This is a genomic window from Flavivirga jejuensis (assembly GCF_030540765.1).
Classification (GTDB): domain Bacteria; phylum Bacteroidota; class Bacteroidia; order Flavobacteriales; family Flavobacteriaceae; genus Flavivirga; species Flavivirga jejuensis.
Window position 1 is genome coordinate 674,676 of sequence record NZ_JAUOEL010000002.1, and the last position, 16,918, is coordinate 691,593.

Annotated in this window: 17 protein-coding genes and 1 tRNA gene; 5 read left to right on the plus strand and 13 right to left on the minus strand. The window is 31.9% G+C overall.

Features of this window, described 5'->3' with window-relative positions; translation table 11 throughout:
• Positions 1-198: 198 nt before the first annotated feature.
• The 6 genes from prmA to Q4Q40_RS07800 form a co-directional block, all read right to left on the minus strand.
• Positions 199-1,035: a 50S ribosomal protein L11 methyltransferase gene (gene prmA, locus Q4Q40_RS07775; protein ID WP_303301219.1), complete on the minus strand. Its 837-nt coding sequence runs from the start codon at positions 1,033-1,035 to the stop codon at positions 199-201.
• A gap of 504 nt (positions 1,036-1,539) precedes the next feature.
• Positions 1,540-2,289, minus strand: a complete 750-nt coding sequence (gene tpiA / locus Q4Q40_RS07780) for a triose-phosphate isomerase (RefSeq protein WP_303301220.1) — start codon at positions 2,287-2,289, stop codon at positions 1,540-1,542.
• 85 nt (positions 2,290-2,374) lie between these two features.
• Positions 2,375-2,866 (minus strand): TlpA family protein disulfide reductase, encoded by a 492-nt coding sequence (locus Q4Q40_RS07785; protein WP_303301221.1) that lies wholly within the window; start codon positions 2,864-2,866, stop codon positions 2,375-2,377.
• 7 nt (positions 2,867-2,873) lie between these two features.
• On the minus strand, positions 2,874-3,950 hold the full coding sequence (locus tag Q4Q40_RS07790) for an ABC transporter permease (RefSeq protein WP_303301222.1): 1,077 nt from the start codon (positions 3,948-3,950) through the stop codon (positions 2,874-2,876).
• A 95-nt stretch (positions 3,951-4,045) separates the two neighbouring features.
• Positions 4,046-5,356, minus strand: a complete 1,311-nt coding sequence (locus Q4Q40_RS07795) for a BT_3928 family protein (RefSeq protein ID WP_303301223.1) — start codon at positions 5,354-5,356, stop codon at positions 4,046-4,048.
• A gap of 26 nt (positions 5,357-5,382) precedes the next feature.
• Positions 5,383-5,922, minus strand: a complete 540-nt coding sequence (locus Q4Q40_RS07800) for a DUF1599 domain-containing protein (protein ID WP_303301224.1) — start codon at positions 5,920-5,922, stop codon at positions 5,383-5,385.
• Between the two features lie 106 nt (positions 5,923-6,028).
• Between Q4Q40_RS07800 and folP the strand changes: the two genes are divergently transcribed.
• From folP to Q4Q40_RS07815, 3 genes are read left to right on the plus strand one after another with little or no spacing between them, the layout of a single operon-like run.
• Positions 6,029-6,853 (plus strand): dihydropteroate synthase, encoded by an 825-nt coding sequence (gene folP, locus Q4Q40_RS07805; protein WP_303301225.1) that lies wholly within the window; start codon positions 6,029-6,031, stop codon positions 6,851-6,853.
• Between the two features lies 1 nt (position 6,854).
• The gene (locus Q4Q40_RS07810) at positions 6,855-7,526 is read left to right on the plus strand and encodes a hypothetical protein (protein WP_303301226.1); all 672 of its coding nucleotides are present in this window, start codon (positions 6,855-6,857) and stop codon (positions 7,524-7,526) included.
• 35 nt (positions 7,527-7,561) lie between these two features.
• Positions 7,562-8,347, plus strand: a complete 786-nt coding sequence (locus Q4Q40_RS07815; protein WP_303301227.1) for a diadenylate cyclase — start codon at positions 7,562-7,564, stop codon at positions 8,345-8,347.
• 12 nt (positions 8,348-8,359) lie between these two features.
• On the opposite strand, the gene Q4Q40_RS07820 is transcribed toward Q4Q40_RS07815, so the two are convergent.
• Entirely contained in the window at positions 8,360-10,129 is a 1,770-nt protein-coding gene (locus Q4Q40_RS07820; protein ID WP_303301228.1) for an ABC transporter ATP-binding protein, read from the minus strand.
• Positions 10,122-10,871 carry a tRNA pseudouridine(38-40) synthase TruA gene (gene truA, locus Q4Q40_RS07825; RefSeq protein WP_303301229.1) on the minus strand — a complete coding sequence of 250 codons (750 nt, stop codon included), beginning with the start codon at positions 10,869-10,871 and terminating at the stop codon, positions 10,122-10,124. The genes Q4Q40_RS07820 and truA overlap by 8 nt, the downstream gene beginning before the upstream one ends.
• A gap of 377 nt (positions 10,872-11,248) precedes the next feature.
• Here truA and Q4Q40_RS07830 point away from each other — a divergent pair, with 377 nt between their 5' ends.
• The gene (locus Q4Q40_RS07830) at positions 11,249-11,743 is read left to right on the plus strand and encodes a metallophosphoesterase family protein (protein ID WP_303301230.1); all 495 of its coding nucleotides are present in this window, start codon (positions 11,249-11,251) and stop codon (positions 11,741-11,743) included.
• 181 nt (positions 11,744-11,924) lie between these two features.
• Here Q4Q40_RS07830 and Q4Q40_RS07835 read toward each other — a convergent pair whose 3' ends face one another.
• Entirely contained in the window at positions 11,925-12,335 is a 411-nt protein-coding gene (locus tag Q4Q40_RS07835; RefSeq protein WP_303301231.1) for a DUF4293 domain-containing protein, read from the minus strand.
• A gap of 194 nt (positions 12,336-12,529) precedes the next feature.
• Here Q4Q40_RS07835 and rho point away from each other — a divergent pair, with 194 nt between their 5' ends.
• Positions 12,530-14,227 (plus strand): transcription termination factor Rho, encoded by a 1,698-nt coding sequence (rho, locus tag Q4Q40_RS07840; RefSeq protein WP_303301232.1) that lies wholly within the window; start codon positions 12,530-12,532, stop codon positions 14,225-14,227.
• Between the two features lie 143 nt (positions 14,228-14,370).
• On the opposite strand, the gene Q4Q40_RS07845 is transcribed toward rho, so the two are convergent.
• From Q4Q40_RS07845 to proS, 4 genes are all read right to left on the minus strand, one after another.
• Positions 14,371-14,733, minus strand: a complete 363-nt coding sequence (locus tag Q4Q40_RS07845) for a hypothetical protein (RefSeq protein WP_303301233.1) — start codon at positions 14,731-14,733, stop codon at positions 14,371-14,373.
• A 151-nt stretch (positions 14,734-14,884) separates the two neighbouring features.
• Positions 14,885-15,136 carry a 30S ribosomal protein S20 gene (gene rpsT / locus Q4Q40_RS07850; RefSeq protein ID WP_303301234.1) on the minus strand — a complete coding sequence of 84 codons (252 nt, stop codon included), beginning with the start codon at positions 15,134-15,136 and terminating at the stop codon, positions 14,885-14,887.
• 26 nt (positions 15,137-15,162) lie between these two features.
• A tRNA-Glu gene (locus Q4Q40_RS07855) sits at positions 15,163-15,234 on the minus strand.
• Positions 15,235-15,382: 148 nt separating this feature from the next.
• The gene (gene proS, locus Q4Q40_RS07860; protein ID WP_303301235.1) at positions 15,383-16,861 is read right to left on the minus strand and encodes a proline--tRNA ligase; all 1,479 of its coding nucleotides are present in this window, start codon (positions 16,859-16,861) and stop codon (positions 15,383-15,385) included.
• Between the last annotated feature and the right edge of the window lie 57 nt (positions 16,862-16,918).

The following is a 16,918-nucleotide window of genomic DNA, read 5'->3' on the forward strand; positions in this document are numbered from 1 at the left end:
AATGTTTCCGAAAACTAATGACATAAGTTTTTCAGCCTCAGTCTTCCATGAGAATACTGAAAAATCATGCTTTAAAATAAATTTATTCCTATAGTAAATATAGTTCTTTAAAAAAGAATATTCTTGTGGTTTTCCCCTATAAATTGATTTTTTTCATAAGAAAATCATAATTTATTGAAAATAATTCAAAAAAATCATCTATTTATTAAACTCTAAAGCCACCCAGTTGTTTCTTTCTAATTGTGATTGAAGTTCGAGGTTGTTCGTTTTACATGCCGCTTTTATAACTGGAATATCGTCGTTGTAAAAACCACTTAAAAATAAAGTCCCTTTTTTGTTTAAGCAAGATGCGTAAGTCTCCATGTCTTGCAATAAAATGTTTCGGTTAATATTAGCGATAATAACATCATACTTTTTGTCTTTTAAAACCGATGCATCACCTTCTATAACAGTAATGTGATTACAATTATTACGGGCAACGTTCTCAATACTGTTTAAATAACACCAATTATCGTAATCTACAGCGTCAATGGGTTTAGCTCCTTTTATTTCTGCCAAAATAGCTAACACTCCTGTACCACATCCCATATCTAAAACGGATTTATTCGCTACATCATTTTTTAAAATATGTTGAATCATCATGTGTGTTGTTTCATGATGCCCCGTACCAAAACTCATTTTGGGCTCAATAACAATATCAAACGTAGTATCTGGTTTTTCGTGAAATGGCGCACGAACAGAACACATAGCATCAACAACTATGGGATTAAAATTATTTTCCCATTCTTTATTCCAATTGGTTTGTTCAATTTCGTTAAAAGTAAAACTGATCTCAAATTCTTCAGAATTTAAAATTTGAATATCTTCAAGTATGGATTCGTTCCATTCTTCTTTTTGAATATATGCTGTAACACCCGTTTCGGTTTCTACAAAGCTTTCAAAACCTGCGTAACCCAATTCTGCAATGAGTATTTCTACACCTGGTTGTAATGGTGTTACTTTAAACTCGTAACCTATATAAATGATATTTGACATAATCAATTTTTTCGATTGTAAAGATAGAAGTAAATACTATAACAACTGTTTTTCTATAGTTATTTTAATTATTTCAACACTGTTTTTAGCTCCAAATTTACTCATAATGTTCATTCGATGTGCTTCTTCCTTTTTTTAGACTAATAAATAACTTTTCTAAAATTGGCTATGTTGTTAATTCTTCTGAAATAGCGACCAACACATTATGTCCGCGACATGTTAAACTGGGTTGTAAACCATTAATATATCTTCAAAATTTGTAAATGCAGTTTCTTCTACCGTGATTTGAATGTTGTTATTTCGATTACTTTCACCTCATAATAAAAAGTTAAAGGTATATAACTGAAAAAGACCTGTTAGATTTAAAACTTAACAGGTCTTTTATACTTTATCTGTACTTTGCAAGTACGCCCCGCGTTAGGGATTGAGCGATTGTTGGAGCTCCTCGCAGAGAGCGACTCGTGAAAGCTCGACCCAAAGGGTAACGCCCAAAATATTGTTTAATTAAAACGCATTTACGATAGCGAAAAAGTCGTCTGCGTTAAGTGCAGCACCTCCAATTAAACCACCATCTACATCTGGTTTAGAGAAAATCTCTTGTGCATTTCCTGGTTTTACACTACCGCCGTAAAGAATTGAAATACCATTAGCAACATCGTTACCGTAAGTATCTGCTAATGTTTTTCTAATAAATGCATGCATATCTTGTGCTTGCTCTGGGCTAGCTGTTTCGCCAGTACCTATTGCCCAAACTGGTTCGTATGCCAATACTATATTTTTGAATGCAGAAACGCCTAAATGAAATAAGGCATTTTTTATTTGACTTTCTACAACAGCTTCATGATTTCCAGATTTTCTGTCTGCTAACTCTTCACCAAAACAAAAAATAACACGTAAACCGTTTGCTAAAGCTGCATCTACTTTTTTAGCAAGCATCTCGTCTGTTTCATTAAAATAGGCACGACGCTCACTATGTCCTAAAATGACTGTTTCGACACCAACACTTTTAAGCATGTTTGCATTTACTTCGCCTGTATATGCGCCATTTTCTGCAAAGTGCATGTTTTGGGCAACAACTTCTATACTTGTACTTTTTAACGCTTCGTAAGCATGGTATAAATTAGTAAATGTAGGTGCTACCATAACCTCTGCATTAGAAGTTTTTGTTTTATTTTTTAAATCATCAATTAACGATTCTGTCTGTGATAAATCGTTATTCATTTTCCAGTTTCCAGCAACAATGTTTTTTCTCATAAGATTGGTCTTAAGTTTCCTTAATTTAGGAAGCGATTTTTATATATTATAATTAATAATTCGTATAGCTAAAACGCAAAAATACTTATTTTTTTAATGCTTTTAGCAACTTATCATCATCAGCTTCAATAACATTAAATACAACGATTTCGTTAGCTTTATTTATTACCATATATCTGGGAATCCAATCAATTTTTACAAAATCTGCAAAAGGACATTTCTTACCAGATGGCATATAATAATGGTCTCCTTTTACTTGATATTTTTCTATGCCTCGTTTCCAGGCTGCTTCCCCTCTATCTAAAGATAAAAAGACATAAACCACGTCTTTATATTCTGATTGTAACGCCTTTACTTTTGGCATACCTTTAATGCAATCTCCACACCAAGATGCCCAAATATCAATAACAATGGTTTTCCCTTTATGTTTTTCTAAAATACTTTTAAATGTAATTTCATCACCTTCAAATGACATAAAAGTATCATTTAGTGCTGCTTCAGAAAATTGTATTGGTGATTCTGTATTACAACTTAAAAAGCTGATTAATACTATAAGTAGATAGTTTATTTTTTTCATATATCAATTATTGCAATGTCACTTTTGGATCTAACCATACATAGATTAAGTCTACAAAAATATTAATAATTACAAAGAGTAAAGCTATAATTAACACGGCTCCCATAATTACTGGTAAATCTAATGTATTTAAGGCATTTACAATCTCTTTTCCCAATCCATTCCAACCAAAAATATACTCTACAAAAACAGCGCCTGCCAACATAGATGCAAACCAACCAGATATTGCGGTAACAACAGGATTTAAAGCATTCTTAATAGCATGTCTTTTTATAATTTGAAATTCGCTTAACCCTTTTGCTCGTGCTGTACGAATATAATCTTGATTAAAGACTTCCAACAACGAGTTTCTCATGAGTTGAATAACCACTGCCAATGGGCGAATACCTAGTACAATAGCTGGGAGTATCAAGTTTTTCCATTTTATATGCATCGCTTCACCAAAATCGTCTAGCTCATAAAGACTTCCTGTCATCTCCAGATTTGTATACTCATGTAGTATATATCCAAAAAACCAAGCAAACAAAATAGCGCTAAAAAAAGAAGGAATACTCATCCCTAATGTGCTAAAAATTTGAATTGTTTTATCTAACCATCTATCTTTATAAAGCGCAGAAACGATTCCTAATAAAACACCTAATACCATAGCTATTATAATAGCACTTATAGCTAACACAAAGGTATTAGGTAATGTTTCTGATAACACGTCACTTACTTTTCTACCTTGTTTTGTAAAGGATTCTCGTAAATACGGCAATTTAAAAACAGTCGTTGTATTTCCTATTGAAAACAACTTGATTGCGCCATACTTACCTGCTCTTAAAAAGGTGTAGTCGTTTTGTTTTTTTGAATGAAATGAAATAGGCGAAAGATCATTTAAATAATAAAAGTACTGCGTGCTTATAGGTTTATCGAATCCGTATTTTTGTTTTACGAGGGCTAATTGCTCGCTATCCTCATTCTGCCCTAACATCATTTGTGCAGGATCTCCAGGAAGTACATTAAATAATAAGAAAATAACAGTAACTACCCCAAATAATGTGAGTAAAGCGTATGTGATTTTATTTAGTAGATAGCTTATCAAATAGGTTTATTCGTTGATCTGTTTTTCTTTTTTATTGATTTGTTGATCTATTTGTTTGTTTAAAGAAAGAAATAAGATGGTCACATCATACTCAATTATTCTTCTTTAAGTTTAATTTTTATAATTCCAGTATAAATGGTATCATTTTGAATGTTTAGTGCTTTTAATTGCAGAGAGTCCTTTACAACATTAATACTTTCAATAGTATCTTCATCTAAAGCTTCTACTGTTTCTTCTGTTGATAATTCTCCATTTATATAGTAAATAATAGCCTCCTCTACTACTTTTGGTTCTGGTTTCCTTTCTACTTTTGGCAACTCTAATTCATCAATATCATTCCAATGTACTTTTTGTTTAATGGTGCCTGCATCCAATTCTATTACCCCAGGGTTGGAACGCACTATCGTTTTAAGAGCCTTTTCATCACACAAATAAAATTCAAAATCAATATCATAGGCCTCTTTAATACGTTGCTTAACGTCCTCTCCTGATGCTGTTAAACCAATAACTTTGTAACCATTTTTAATGGCTTCTTCTGATAAAGCTTTCAATTTCATTGCCCCCGCCCTCTCAATTTTCTCTAGACTATAAGAAACTATAACGATAAGGTTTTCTTCTGCCAAAAACTGTTGTGTTAGATCTTCTTCTTCACTTTCTATTGAAAAATCATAGATAGGTGGTTGATACCCCTCTTGAAGCACTTTAGTATCTACACTCACAAAATCACCTTCAACAGATGGATAAGAACCATTGGTAACAATAACCTTCTCTTTCCCTGCAACTTTAAACTTCCAACTATATTCTACAATAGCTTTTGCGGCATCTTCTGGAGTACTCATACCTTCTTGAATATTGGCTCCTATTTTATATGCTCTAAAATCTTTGGCTGGTAAATGCTCTAATACATGATAACCAAACCAAAGGCTAAAAACAAAACCTAATAAAGCAATAACTGTTGTTATTAAACTATTAAATAATGGTTTTATATACTTGATTCCAAAAAATAAAATCAATATAAAAAACAATAAAATCAAGTCTTTTGTAAAGCTTTCCCATGGTGTTAATTTTAAAGCATCACCAAAACAACCACAGTCTTTTACTTTATCGAAATATGCCGAATAAAATGTTAAAAATGTAAAAAACACAATCATTCCCAGTAAACTCCAAATGGTAAATTTTGGCTTATAACCAATAAGTAAAAAAACACCTAAAACAACTTCAAAAACGACTACCAGAACGGAAATCATTAATGAATAAGGTTCTAAAAAGGGGATGTTTAAAACATCTACGCTAAAATATTCTTGTAATTTATAAGAAAAACCTAATGGATCGTTTAGTTTTATTAATCCAGAAATGATAAATAAAACACCAACAAATACTCTTGATATACTTACTAAAGCCTTCATTGCTTAATTTTTATATTTTAAATAAATTATTTTTCATTTAAATGTATCAATGCAAAAATCGCATAATTAATCATGTCTTGATAATTAGCATCAATACCTTCACTCACCAATGTTTTTCCTGCATTATCTTCAATCTGTTTAACCCGCAATAATTTTTGTAAAATTAAATCGGTTAAACTACTTACTCTCATATCACGCCAAGCTTCACCATAGTCATGGTTTTTATCTTGCATAAGTTGTTTGGTAATAGCAACTTGTTTTTTGTATAATTTGGTAGCTTCTTCTGTAGATAAATCTGGCTGTTCCACCACACCTTTTTCTAGCTGAATTAAAGCCATAATACAATAATTTATAATACCAATAAATTCACTTACTTCACCTTCATCAACCTTTCTAACATCGTTTTGTTGAAGCCCCCTAATACGTTGTGCTTTAATGAAAATTTGATCGGTAAGCGATGGCAATCGCAATATGCGCCAGGCACTACCATAATCCGACATTTTTTTTATGAATAAACTTTTACACGTATCAATTACGGCATCATATTCTTTTGAAGTATCTTGCATGAATTAAAAATGAATTTTGCGTAAATTTCGCATAAAAAAGTTTAACCATCAAAGTTTCAGTATTAAAGTTTTAAACTTAGTACGAACACCATACAAAACGGTATAAATGACACTAAACTGTAAAGGAAAACTCATCGATTTAACAGTGCCAAAGGTGATGGGAATCCTAAATATTACTCCTGATTCGTTTTACGATGGCGGACAACATAAAAATGAAAACGCTGTTTTAAAGCATGTTGAGTTAATGCTTCACCAAGGTGCAACTTTTATTGATGTTGGCGCATACAGCTCGCGCCCTAATGCAGATCATGTTAGTGAGGCTCATGAATTAAAAAGAATCTTACCTATTGTTAATTTGATTTTAAAAGAATTTCCTGAGGTTTTACTTTCTATTGACACGTTTAGAAGTCAGGTTGCAAAACAATGTATAGCCGCTGGTGCAGCTTTGGTTAATGATATTTCGGCAGGAAAATTAGACCATAATATGTTACAAACTATTGCCGATTTACACGTTCCATATATTATGATGCATATGAAAGGAACACCGCAAACCATGCAACAACAGACTAATTATGATGATATAATTAAAGACATGCTCTTTTATTTTTCCGAACGCATTGCTGCTGCAAGGCAATTAGGAATCGTCGATATTATTGTAGATCCTGGGTTTGGATTTGCCAAAACGTTAGAACAAAATTATGAATTACTAAATAAACTTGAACATTTTAAGATGATAGATAAACCAGTATTAGTGGGTGTTTCAAGAAAATCTATGATTTATAAAACTTTAGAAACTTCTGCAAAAGAATCTCTTAACGGCACAAGTGTTTTAAACACCATTGCTTTACAAAAAAATGCTTCTATTTTAAGAGTTCATGATGTAAAAGAAGCTATGGAATGTATTAAACTTGTTGAATCTTTAAATGCATAAAATGAAGCAACTATTAACATTGGGGCTATTATTAATAATGTTTTCCTGTGGAAAAGAAAAAGTACTCCAACTGCCTGAAATAAGTCATTCTGAGATAACTGAAATATACGATGTATCGCCAGCATATCTGTTTTATGATGAAACTCAAAAAGATAGTGTTGAATTAAATAGAAAAAACCTGATTAGCACAACCAATTGGTTAGTAAATGTTGATAAACGCTTAACTTTAAAACAAGCTATACCCCACATAAAATACCTTCAAAATAAAAAACAGAATTCAAGCCATAAAAAGAAATCAGCTAAAAACTACTTTACTTGTAACGATACCAGTAGAAAGAATTTAGGATTTATAGAGTTTACAGATGTGGTTTTTGAATCTGACTTTAAAAATGAAACATTACCCGATTTAAAGGCAGATTCATATTTTGGTCTAGTAGAATTTAATTCTTTTGAAAAAATTGAAATGACAGTTATTTATGGAGAGCATATGGAGACTTTAAATCTTAATTTTGACGATCTACTAAGCTATATCCGTGAATCAAAAGCCCTCACTCTTAAATTATCATTTAATTCAAATATATCGTTCCAAGATTATATTAGTGTGAAATCTAAAATACTGTCAATAGACTCTGTTAGCTTACAGCTTTTTAATCATGAACTAATTTTTAATTGATCATATTTTCTTAAATTTACCAAAACCCATATCGTTTGGATATTTTCAAAGACATTTTAAACTTACGCCCCATCGATTATATAGATGTCGTTCTTGTGGCTCTTTTACTTTATTATGTATATAAACTTGTAAAAGGTACTGTTGCCATTAATATTTTTATTGGGATCATTATTATTTACTTGGTTTGGAAGCTTACCGATTTCTTAGAAATGGAACTCCTCTCTGGTATTTTTGGTGGTTTTATGAAAGTAGGGATCATTGCTTTAATAGTTGTATTTCAGCCAGAGATCCGTAAATTTTTGTTAATGGTAGGCTCTACCAACTTTAATAGGAGGCGCAAGTTTTTACAACAATTTAATTTTTTAAAAACCGAGACTAGCGACGAAACTGATATCGATGCTATTATTTCGGCTTGCAATAAAATGTCCATGTCTAAAACGGGTGCTTTAATCGTTTTTGAAAGAAATAATAATCTAGATTTTTTATCATCCTCGGGAGATGAAATGAATATAAAGGTTACCCAACCTATTATTGAAAGTATTTTTTTTAAAAATAGTCCGCTACACGATGGTGCCATTGTAGTTAATAACAACATTGTAAAAGCAACACGAGTTATTCTTCCTTTAAATAATGAAAAAAATATTCCTCAACGTTTTGGTCTCCGCCATAGGGCTGCCATTGGGGTTACTGAAAAAACAGATGCTTTGGCGCTTGTTGTAAGTGAAGAAACTGGAAGTATTTCTTATTTTAAAGATGGCGAATTTGTAGTTTTTGAAAACACAAACCAACTTAACTTAATGATCAAGGAAGACTTATCTTAAACCTTGTAAAAACTAAATAATTTCTTCTTCTTGTAAAAACTGTACTTCGTATAAGTTCTTATAATACCCATGTTCTTTTTCAAGCAACTCTTTATGAGTCCCCTGCTCCACTATATTACCAGCATCCATCACTATAATTTTATCAGCTTTTTTAACTGTTGCTAATCGGTGAGCGATAACAATGGAGGTTCTACCTTTAGTAATTTTATCTGTGGCATTTTGAATGAGTTGTTCTGAATATGAATCGACTGAGGATGTTGCTTCATCTAACACTAAAATACTCGGATTTGTTACATATGCTCTTAAAAACGATATAAGTTGTCGTTGTCCTGAAGATAACATAACACCTCTTTCTTTTACGTTATAATGATACCCATTTGGCAAACTCATTATAAAATCATGAATGCCAATATCTTTTGCCGATTGTTGCACTTGAGCTTCGGTAACCTCTGGGTGATTTAATGTAATATTATTTAAAATAGTATCTGCAAATAAAAACACATCTTGTAATACCACAGCTATTTGAGTACGTAATGACGCTAAGGTTACCTGTTTAATATCAATACCATCAACATAAATAACGCCATCGTTAATTTCATAAAAACGATTTAATAAATTAATAATGGTCGATTTACCTGCTCCTGTTGCACCAACTATAGCAACCGTCTCACCTGCATTCACATCAAAAGAAATTCCTTTTAAAACTTCTTCGTCTTCTACATAACTAAAAAATACATTATCAAATTTTATATGACCTTTAAAATTCTCTGCAACATGAGAGCCTGTATCATCAATTTGAGAAGTTGTATCTATAACTTTAAACACTCTGGTAGCTGCTACCATACCCATTTGCAGTGTGTTAAATTTATCTGCTATTTGACGCAATGGCCTAAATAACATAGGGATATACATGATAAATGCTACTAAAACACCTTCTGTAACCTTGCCTTCTAACACGACATTTAAACCACCGTACCAAGCTATTAAACCAATGGTTATTGATGACGATAAATCTGCTAAGGGGAAAAAAATAGAGTTATACCAAACCGTTTTAAGCCAACCCTTTTTGTGTCTTTCGTTTATTTCTTTAAACTTTTTGTACTCAATAGCTTCACGAGTAAATAATTGTAAAATCTTCATCCCTGTTAATCGTTCTTGTACAAAAGAATTCAAATTAGAAACTTCTGTTCTAACTTCTTCAAAAGCCTTTTTCATATACTTTTGAAAAATACGTGTTGCATATAATAACAAAGGCAACATAATGAATACAATTAAACTTAATCGCCAATTCGTGTAAACCATAATCCCAAAAACCACTGCCATGGTGAGTAAATCTTTAAAAATCATGAATAAGCCTTGACCAAAAATATCGGCGATACGCTCCATATCGGTTACTGCTCTCGTAATAAGTAAGCCTACTGAAGAATTATCATAATACTTCATTTTAAAACGCAGCAAGTGATCGAATAATTTTATACGTACATCTACAACCAAAGTTTGTCCTAACCAAGCTGCATAATAAATAAAAAGTAGCTGAAACACTGTTTGTAAAATTAAAATAGCAAACATGATAATAATATAAAAGAGAAAGTCTTTAGAATTTGCTCCTGTTATACTATCATCTATAGCAAACTGAGTTACACGAGGCGTCGCTGCACTAAAAATGGCTGATAAAATCACCAAAATAATCAACCCAAAAAAAACAATTTTATAAGGTTTTATATATTGAAAAAGACGTTTAAATAAAGTAACGTCAAATATTTTTTCCTGTCTTTTACTCATCTATCTCTATATCGTTAGGATATTCTACTTCTGTTAAATATAATGCATGTGCAGGAACCGAAAACCCTGCTTCACTCCTATTTTTAGACTTTATAATAGTATGTAAATCTTCAACCTCTATTTTGCCTAAACCAATATTAATCATAGTACCTACAATAGCACGTACCATATTACGCAAAAACCTATCAGCTTTAATTACAAAATGAAGTTCATCATTTTCTAAAGTCCATTTTGCTTTCATTATATCACAATAATACGTTTTTACATCGGTATTACTTTTTGAAAAACATTGAAAATCTTTATACTTAAATAAGATTTCTGAAGCTTGATTCATTTTATCAACATTCAAATTCTGTTTCACAAAAAAACTATTATCAAATAAAAACACATCCTTCTTAAGTGCTATTCTATATAAATAAGTTCTACTTACTGCATCAAAACGGGCATGTGCATCGTCTTTTACTTTTAAAATATTACGAATGGCAATATCTTTTGGTAAATACGAATTTAATTTATACACCAAATTTAGGTCGTTAAAAACAACATGAGTATCGAAATGAGCAAACATTTGTGAAGCATGTACACCAGTATCTGTACGACCTGCCCCCATAATAGAAATGTCTTCTTTTAGAAGCATAGACAATGCTTTTTCTACAACTTCTTGTACCGATATATCTTTTGGTTGGTTTTGCCAACCATGGTATGCAGCTCCATTATAAGAAAGTTCTATAAAATACCTCAATCTGATTTAATACTTTTGTTAAATGAATATCATATGCCGTTTAAATCACCAATTATAAAACGCCCTTTGTTCCTTTCTATTACAATGTAAAAAGAAACCGTAACTAAGGCTATTATTTATTTTTCTTCTTTTTAATAAAGAAAAATCGTCGTTTTCTATACGGTAAATTTAAATGATATATCGTATGCAAAGATAGATAGTTTTGCTGTTCCTGCGAAGGCAAGAACCTTAATTATATATTAAAAATTAAAGAAGAAAAATACTGTGTTAAAAGACAAAAGAATATAGACTTGTATCTTTAAACGAATATGAATTGAAATAAAAATATTAAAACAAGTTTTACAATTGTAAAAACAAATTATTTTCTACAAAATATCATGATAAAAATATTATTAATTTCCGATACGCATAGTTATATTGATAATGATATATTAAAATATGTAAAACAAGTGGATGAAGTTTGGCATGCTGGCGACATTGGCGACTTAAAAGTAACTGATGCCATAAAAAAATTAAAACCTTTACGTGCCGTTTTTGGTAATATTGATGATAATAAAGCAAGAATAGAGTTTCCTGAAAACAACCGTTTTATGTGTGAGGATGTTGATGTTTGGATAACACATATTGGCGGCTATCCAAATGCTTATAATATGAGAGTTCGAGAGGAAATAAAACGAAACCCTCCTAAACTTTTTATTTGTGGGCATTCACATATATTAAAGGTCATGCCCGACAAAAAATTACGTTTACTCCATATGAATCCTGGAGCGGTTGGCAAACATGGTTTTCATAAAATACGTACTATGCTCCGTTTTACGATAGATGGTAGTAAGATTGACAATTTAGAAGTCATCGAATTTAATAAACGTTAAACCCTTTCATAAATCCCTCCAAAGAAAAGGGCTATCTCACTGTTTCGACATTTAATGCTTCACTTACATGTTTTAGTGAGTTGAATGTTTCCCTCCTTTAAAAAGATTTAGGTATGCTTATAAAAAAACCCAAAGCTTTCACTTTGGGTTTTAACGCACTAATACTACTAAGATGTTAGGTTTATCGTAATCTATCTACAGATTTTACGAGATCTTCATCCTTCTTGATGGCCTTATTGGCTAATGCCAAAAACACGATAGAAACAATAGGAAGAAGCATCCCAATACCTTTCTCAGAAACCGCCGTCTCTCCAGATATGTTTAGAGATTGATATACAAAAAATCCTAGTAAAATAAAGTTTAATATGATGTTAAGTCGTCCCAACATAAACTGAGACTTCCTATTTTTATATCTAAATATAGTTACTATTGAACAAAATGCCGATGTTAAAAAGGCTGCAAAAACGTAGTTATGATCGTCTGCAAAAACTTTTGTGCCATCAGACAACACCCATAATTCAACCACATAAATTAGTCCAGCGGAGACTCCTGCTGCCATTAAAAGATATATCGTTTGAATACGTTGTAACATAGAATTTTAAAAACTAGAAAGCAAAAATAATAGTTTCTTTTATAAAAATAGCCTTAAAACTTAAAATAAAGTTGTATAATTGCAGTAATAATTCTCAATAGCCGCTGTTACAAGTGGTTAATTCTTCAGAATAAGAAAACGTTTTTCAGAATTACCCAAAATTTATATTGATACAAATATCCAATTAAACATAAATGTTTGAAATTTCACAATTAAAAGAAAAGAAACTCTCTGATTTACAAGAGATAGCTAAAAAATTGAACGTTCCGAAATACCGTTCATTAAAAAAATTAGATCTAGTTTACCAAATACTGGATCAACAAGCTGCCGATCCAAGTGCAGTTAAAGCTGTTGTTTCTCCTACTGAATTAACAGAAAATAAAACAGAAAGTAAGCCAAAAGCAAGGAAGCCGAGACAACGTGTTCAAAAACCTGCCAAAAGCGTTCCTTCTAAAAGCACACCTGTTAAAAATGAAGAAAAACCTTCGGTAGATAAAAAAGTTGAAACTGCTAAAGTCGAAACTGCTAAAATTGTTGAAAAGGAAAAGGCTAATACCCCCATTGCCAAACAAAACAAAGAAGAGCAAAAACAAGATAACAATCCAAAAAAACAGGACAATAGTCCGAAACAAAAAAACCAAAACGATAATCAACAAAAACCGAATCCGAGAAGGGAACACGGTTCGCATAAAAATCAACATAAAAACCAAAAAAATGGTAATGTTGATACTGGTAACAAAGATGGTAGAAACCGTTATAGAGAACCAGATTTCGAATTTGATGCGATTATAGAAAGTGAAGGTGTTTTAGACATCATGCAGGATGGTTACGGTTTTTTACGTTCTTCAGATTATAACTACTTATCATCACCAGATGATATTTATGTATCACAATCACAAATTAGATTATTCGGTTTAAAAACAGGTGACACTGTTCTTGGCCATGTAAGACCTCCAAAAGAAGGTGAAAAATATTTCCCATTAATTAAAGTAAGTAAAATTAATGGACAAAACCCTAATGTAGTTAGAGACAGAGTTTCATTCGAACATCTAACTCCTTTATTCCCAGAAGAGAAATTCAATTTAGCTGAAAAGCAGAGTACGATCTCTACTAGAATAATGGATCTGTTCTCTCCAATAGGAAAAGGACAACGTGGTATGATCGTATCACAGCCAAAAACAGGAAAAACTATGTTATTAAAGGATGTTGCAAATGCTATAGCAGCAAATCATCCTGAAGTATACCAAATGATCTTATTAATTGATGAGCGTCCTGAAGAGGTAACAGATATGCAACGTAATGTACGTGGTGAGGTTATTGCCTCAACCTTCGATAAAGAAGCGCACGAACACGTAAAAATTGCTAATATCGTACTTGAAAAAGCAAAAAGATTAGTTGAATGTGGTCATGATGTTGTTATTCTTTTAGATTCTATTACACGTTTGGCAAGAGCCTATAACACGGTTCAACCAGCTTCTGGTAAAATATTAAGTGGTGGTGTAGATGCTAATGCGTTGCACAAGCCAAAACGTTTCTTTGGTGCTGCCAGAAATATTGAGAACGGTGGTTCTTTAACCATAATAGCTACTGCACTTACCGAAACAGGTTCTAAAATGGACGAAGTCATTTTCGAAGAATTTAAAGGAACTGGTAATATGGAATTACAGTTGGATAGAAAAATATCTAACCGTAGAATTTTCCCAGCTATCGATCTTACATCATCAAGTACGCGTCGCGACGATATATTACTAGACGCGAACACGATTCAACGTATGTGGGTCATGCGTAAATACCTTGCAGACATGAATCCTGTTGAAGCTATGGAATTTACTAACGAGCGTTTTAAACAAACACGAAACAACGAAGAGTTTTTAGTCTCAATGAATGGCTAAAATATTTAAACTAAACTAAATTTGAAAGCCTTAGCATATACTGTTAGGGCTTTTTCTTTATAACCTAAATAAACCTCAAAAGCCTTAGCATAACTGTTAAGGCTTTTCTTTATAACTTCAAAAAGGATTGATATATCTTATAATTAAGAAGACATTAAAAGGTCTCTATATTCTTTTAAGTCAGAAATATTAACTTTATTATTAAGGTTTTTAGTCAGCGCAATTAAATACTTTAGACTTTCTACTGGAGAAACATCCTCATTTTCTTCAATGGGATTATCACTATCTATAGGCTCATCACTAAGAATAGGTATATTAAACGAGTTATTTTCTTCTATATGCTCATAAGTATACCTAAGAACCTTAACTAATAATGGAACCTGTTCTTCTAAAGCATAAGTTCTTAGTTCTTTAATGTCATCGATTAGCACACCTGTATTGATACCTGTTTCATCAAGGTCTTTAAGAATTTTATCGATTAATTTAATTGCTTTTTTATTTTCCAAAGGTTTATAATTTATATGATTAATTGACTTATAATAAATGCAAATTTATATCTTTAAAACGCTATTCATACTATAACAGTGATTAAATTTAATCAAAAAAAAACTCCTCATTTCTGAGAAGTTTTTCAAATATTTTAAACTTAAAATCTACTTAAAGTGCAGCGACATGTTTAGCTAAACCAGATTTAAGGTTTGCAGCTTTATTAGCATGAATCACATTTTTCTTAGCTAATTTATCTAACATAGATACTACTGAAGGAAATAAAGCTTCAGCTTCTTTCTTATCAGTTAACTCACGTAAGTTCTTAATAGCATTACGAGTTGTCTTATGCTGATACTTATTTATTAACCGTTTAGATTCGTTACTTCTAATTCTTTTTAACGCTGACTTATGATTTGCCATTTGTTCTTTTTATTATTAAAATATTGTAGCCCGTAGGGGAATCGAACCCCTCTTACCAGGATGAAAACCTGGCGTCCTAGCCGATAGACGAACGGGCCATTTATTTTTTCAGTGTGCAAATATAAACATATTATTTAGACTTGCAATACTTTCAAATAACTAACAATGTCTCCATTGCGGATGCAAAAATACAACTATTTTTAAATGTCACAATAGCTAGCCGATTTTTTTTAAAAAAAATTTAAATTAATATGCTTTTGCAAACAATACTCTACCCTTTGAAGGCTTTCCTGAATACACACAAATCCCCTCTATTGGTTTCATATCTAAAGGAATACAACGAATAGTTGCTTTTGTTTGCTCTTTAATTTTTTCTTCAGTCTCATTTGTACCATCCCAATGTGCAGAAATAAATCCTGTTTTTGTTTCTAAAATATCTTTAAATTCACCAAAAGTATCTACTTCTGTAATATGATTATCTCTAAAATCTAAAGCTTTATTAAATAAAGCCTCTTGAATTTCTTTTAATAAACTCTCAATGGTTTCTGTTAAATCTTCCAAATTAACAATCTGCTTCGTTAAGGTATCTCTACGAGCTATTTCTACAGTACCATTTGCTAAATCTTTAGGACCAATAGCTACACGTAATGGCACCCCTTGTAATTCATGCTGTGCAAATTTGGCTCCTGGCCTGTGAGTTGTTCTATTATCAAACTTTACAGATATATTTTTGCCTCTTAAATTGCTTAAAATACCATTTGCAACTTCTGTAATAGCATTTAAATCTTCTTCACTCTTATAAATAGGCACGATAACAACTTGATTTGGCGCTAAACTTGGTGGTAAAACCAATCCGTTATCATCACTATGAGTCATGATTAAAGCCCCCATTAATCGCGTAGAAACACCCCAAGATGTTGCCCACACATAATCTTGCTTACCTTCTTTATTAGCATATTTAACATCGAAAGCCTTTGCGAAATTCTGACCAAGAAAATGAGAAGTTCCTGCCTGTAGCGCTTTTCCATCTTGCATTAAAGCTTCAATACAATAAGTGTCTTCTGCTCCAGCAAAACGTTCGCTCTCTGTTTTAACACCCTGTATTACAGGTATTGCCATAAAATTCTCAACAAACGTTGCGTATACATTATTCATTAACTTAGCTTCAGATACAGCTTCTGCTTTCGTTTCATGCGCAGTATGTCCTTCTTGCCATAAAAACTCTGCTGTACGTAAAAATAAACGTGTACGCATTTCCCAACGTACCACATTAGCCCATTGGTTTATTAAAAGTGGTAAATCTCTATAAGATTGAATCCATCCTCTATATGTATTCCATATAATGGCCTCACTTGTTGGTCGTACAATTAACTCTTCTTCTAACTTCGCTTCAGGATCAACTCGTAATTTTCCTTTGTTATCAGGATCGGTTTGCAACCTATAATGTGTTACAATAGCACACTCTTTAGCAAAGCCTTCTGCGTTTTTTTCCTCTGCTTCAAATAAACTTTTAGGCACAAATAATGGAAAATAGGCATTTTGATGACCTGTTTCTTTAAACATTTTATCTAATTCTGCTTGCATTTTTTCCCAAATAGCATAACCATAAGGTTTGATCACCATACACCCTCTAACGGCCGAATTCTCTGCCAGGTCTGCCTTTACAACCAACTCGTTATACCATTTTGAATAATCTTCCGCTCTACTAGTAAGTTTTTTGCTCATATCGATTTTTTGGCACAAATATTGTGACTATGTTAAATAAAAGAATAGTTCAGCAAA

Bases quoted from the DNA above. Each gene is read 5' to 3' on its own strand.
- prmA (WP_303301219.1), bottom strand. From the start codon at position 1,035: ATGTCAAATATCATTTATATAGGTTACGAGTTTAAAGTAACACCATTA.
- tpiA (WP_303301220.1), bottom strand. From the start codon at position 2,289: ATGAGAAAAAACATTGTTGCTGGAAACTGGAAAATGAATAACGATTTA.
- Q4Q40_RS07785 (WP_303301221.1), bottom strand. From the start codon at position 2,866: ATGAAAAAAATAAACTATCTACTTATAGTATTAATCAGCTTTTTAAGT.
- Q4Q40_RS07795 (WP_303301223.1), bottom strand. From the start codon at position 5,356: ATGAAGGCTTTAGTAAGTATATCAAGAGTATTTGTTGGTGTTTTATTT.
- Q4Q40_RS07800 (WP_303301224.1), bottom strand. From the start codon at position 5,922: ATGCAAGATACTTCAAAAGAATATGATGCCGTAATTGATACGTGTAAA.
- folP (WP_303301225.1), top strand. From the start codon at position 6,029: ATGACACTAAACTGTAAAGGAAAACTCATCGATTTAACAGTGCCAAAG.
- Q4Q40_RS07810 (WP_303301226.1), top strand. From the start codon at position 6,855: ATGAAGCAACTATTAACATTGGGGCTATTATTAATAATGTTTTCCTGT.
- Q4Q40_RS07820 (WP_303301228.1), bottom strand. From the start codon at position 10,129: ATGAGTAAAAGACAGGAAAAAATATTTGACGTTACTTTATTTAAACGT.
- Q4Q40_RS07830 (WP_303301230.1), top strand. From the start codon at position 11,249: ATGATAAAAATATTATTAATTTCCGATACGCATAGTTATATTGATAAT.
- Q4Q40_RS07835 (WP_303301231.1), bottom strand. From the start codon at position 12,335: ATGTTACAACGTATTCAAACGATATATCTTTTAATGGCAGCAGGAGTC.
- rho (WP_303301232.1), top strand. From the start codon at position 12,530: ATGTTTGAAATTTCACAATTAAAAGAAAAGAAACTCTCTGATTTACAA.
- rpsT (WP_303301234.1), bottom strand. From the start codon at position 15,136: ATGGCAAATCATAAGTCAGCGTTAAAAAGAATTAGAAGTAACGAATCT.
- proS (WP_303301235.1), bottom strand. From the start codon at position 16,861: ATGAGCAAAAAACTTACTAGTAGAGCGGAAGATTATTCAAAATGGTAT.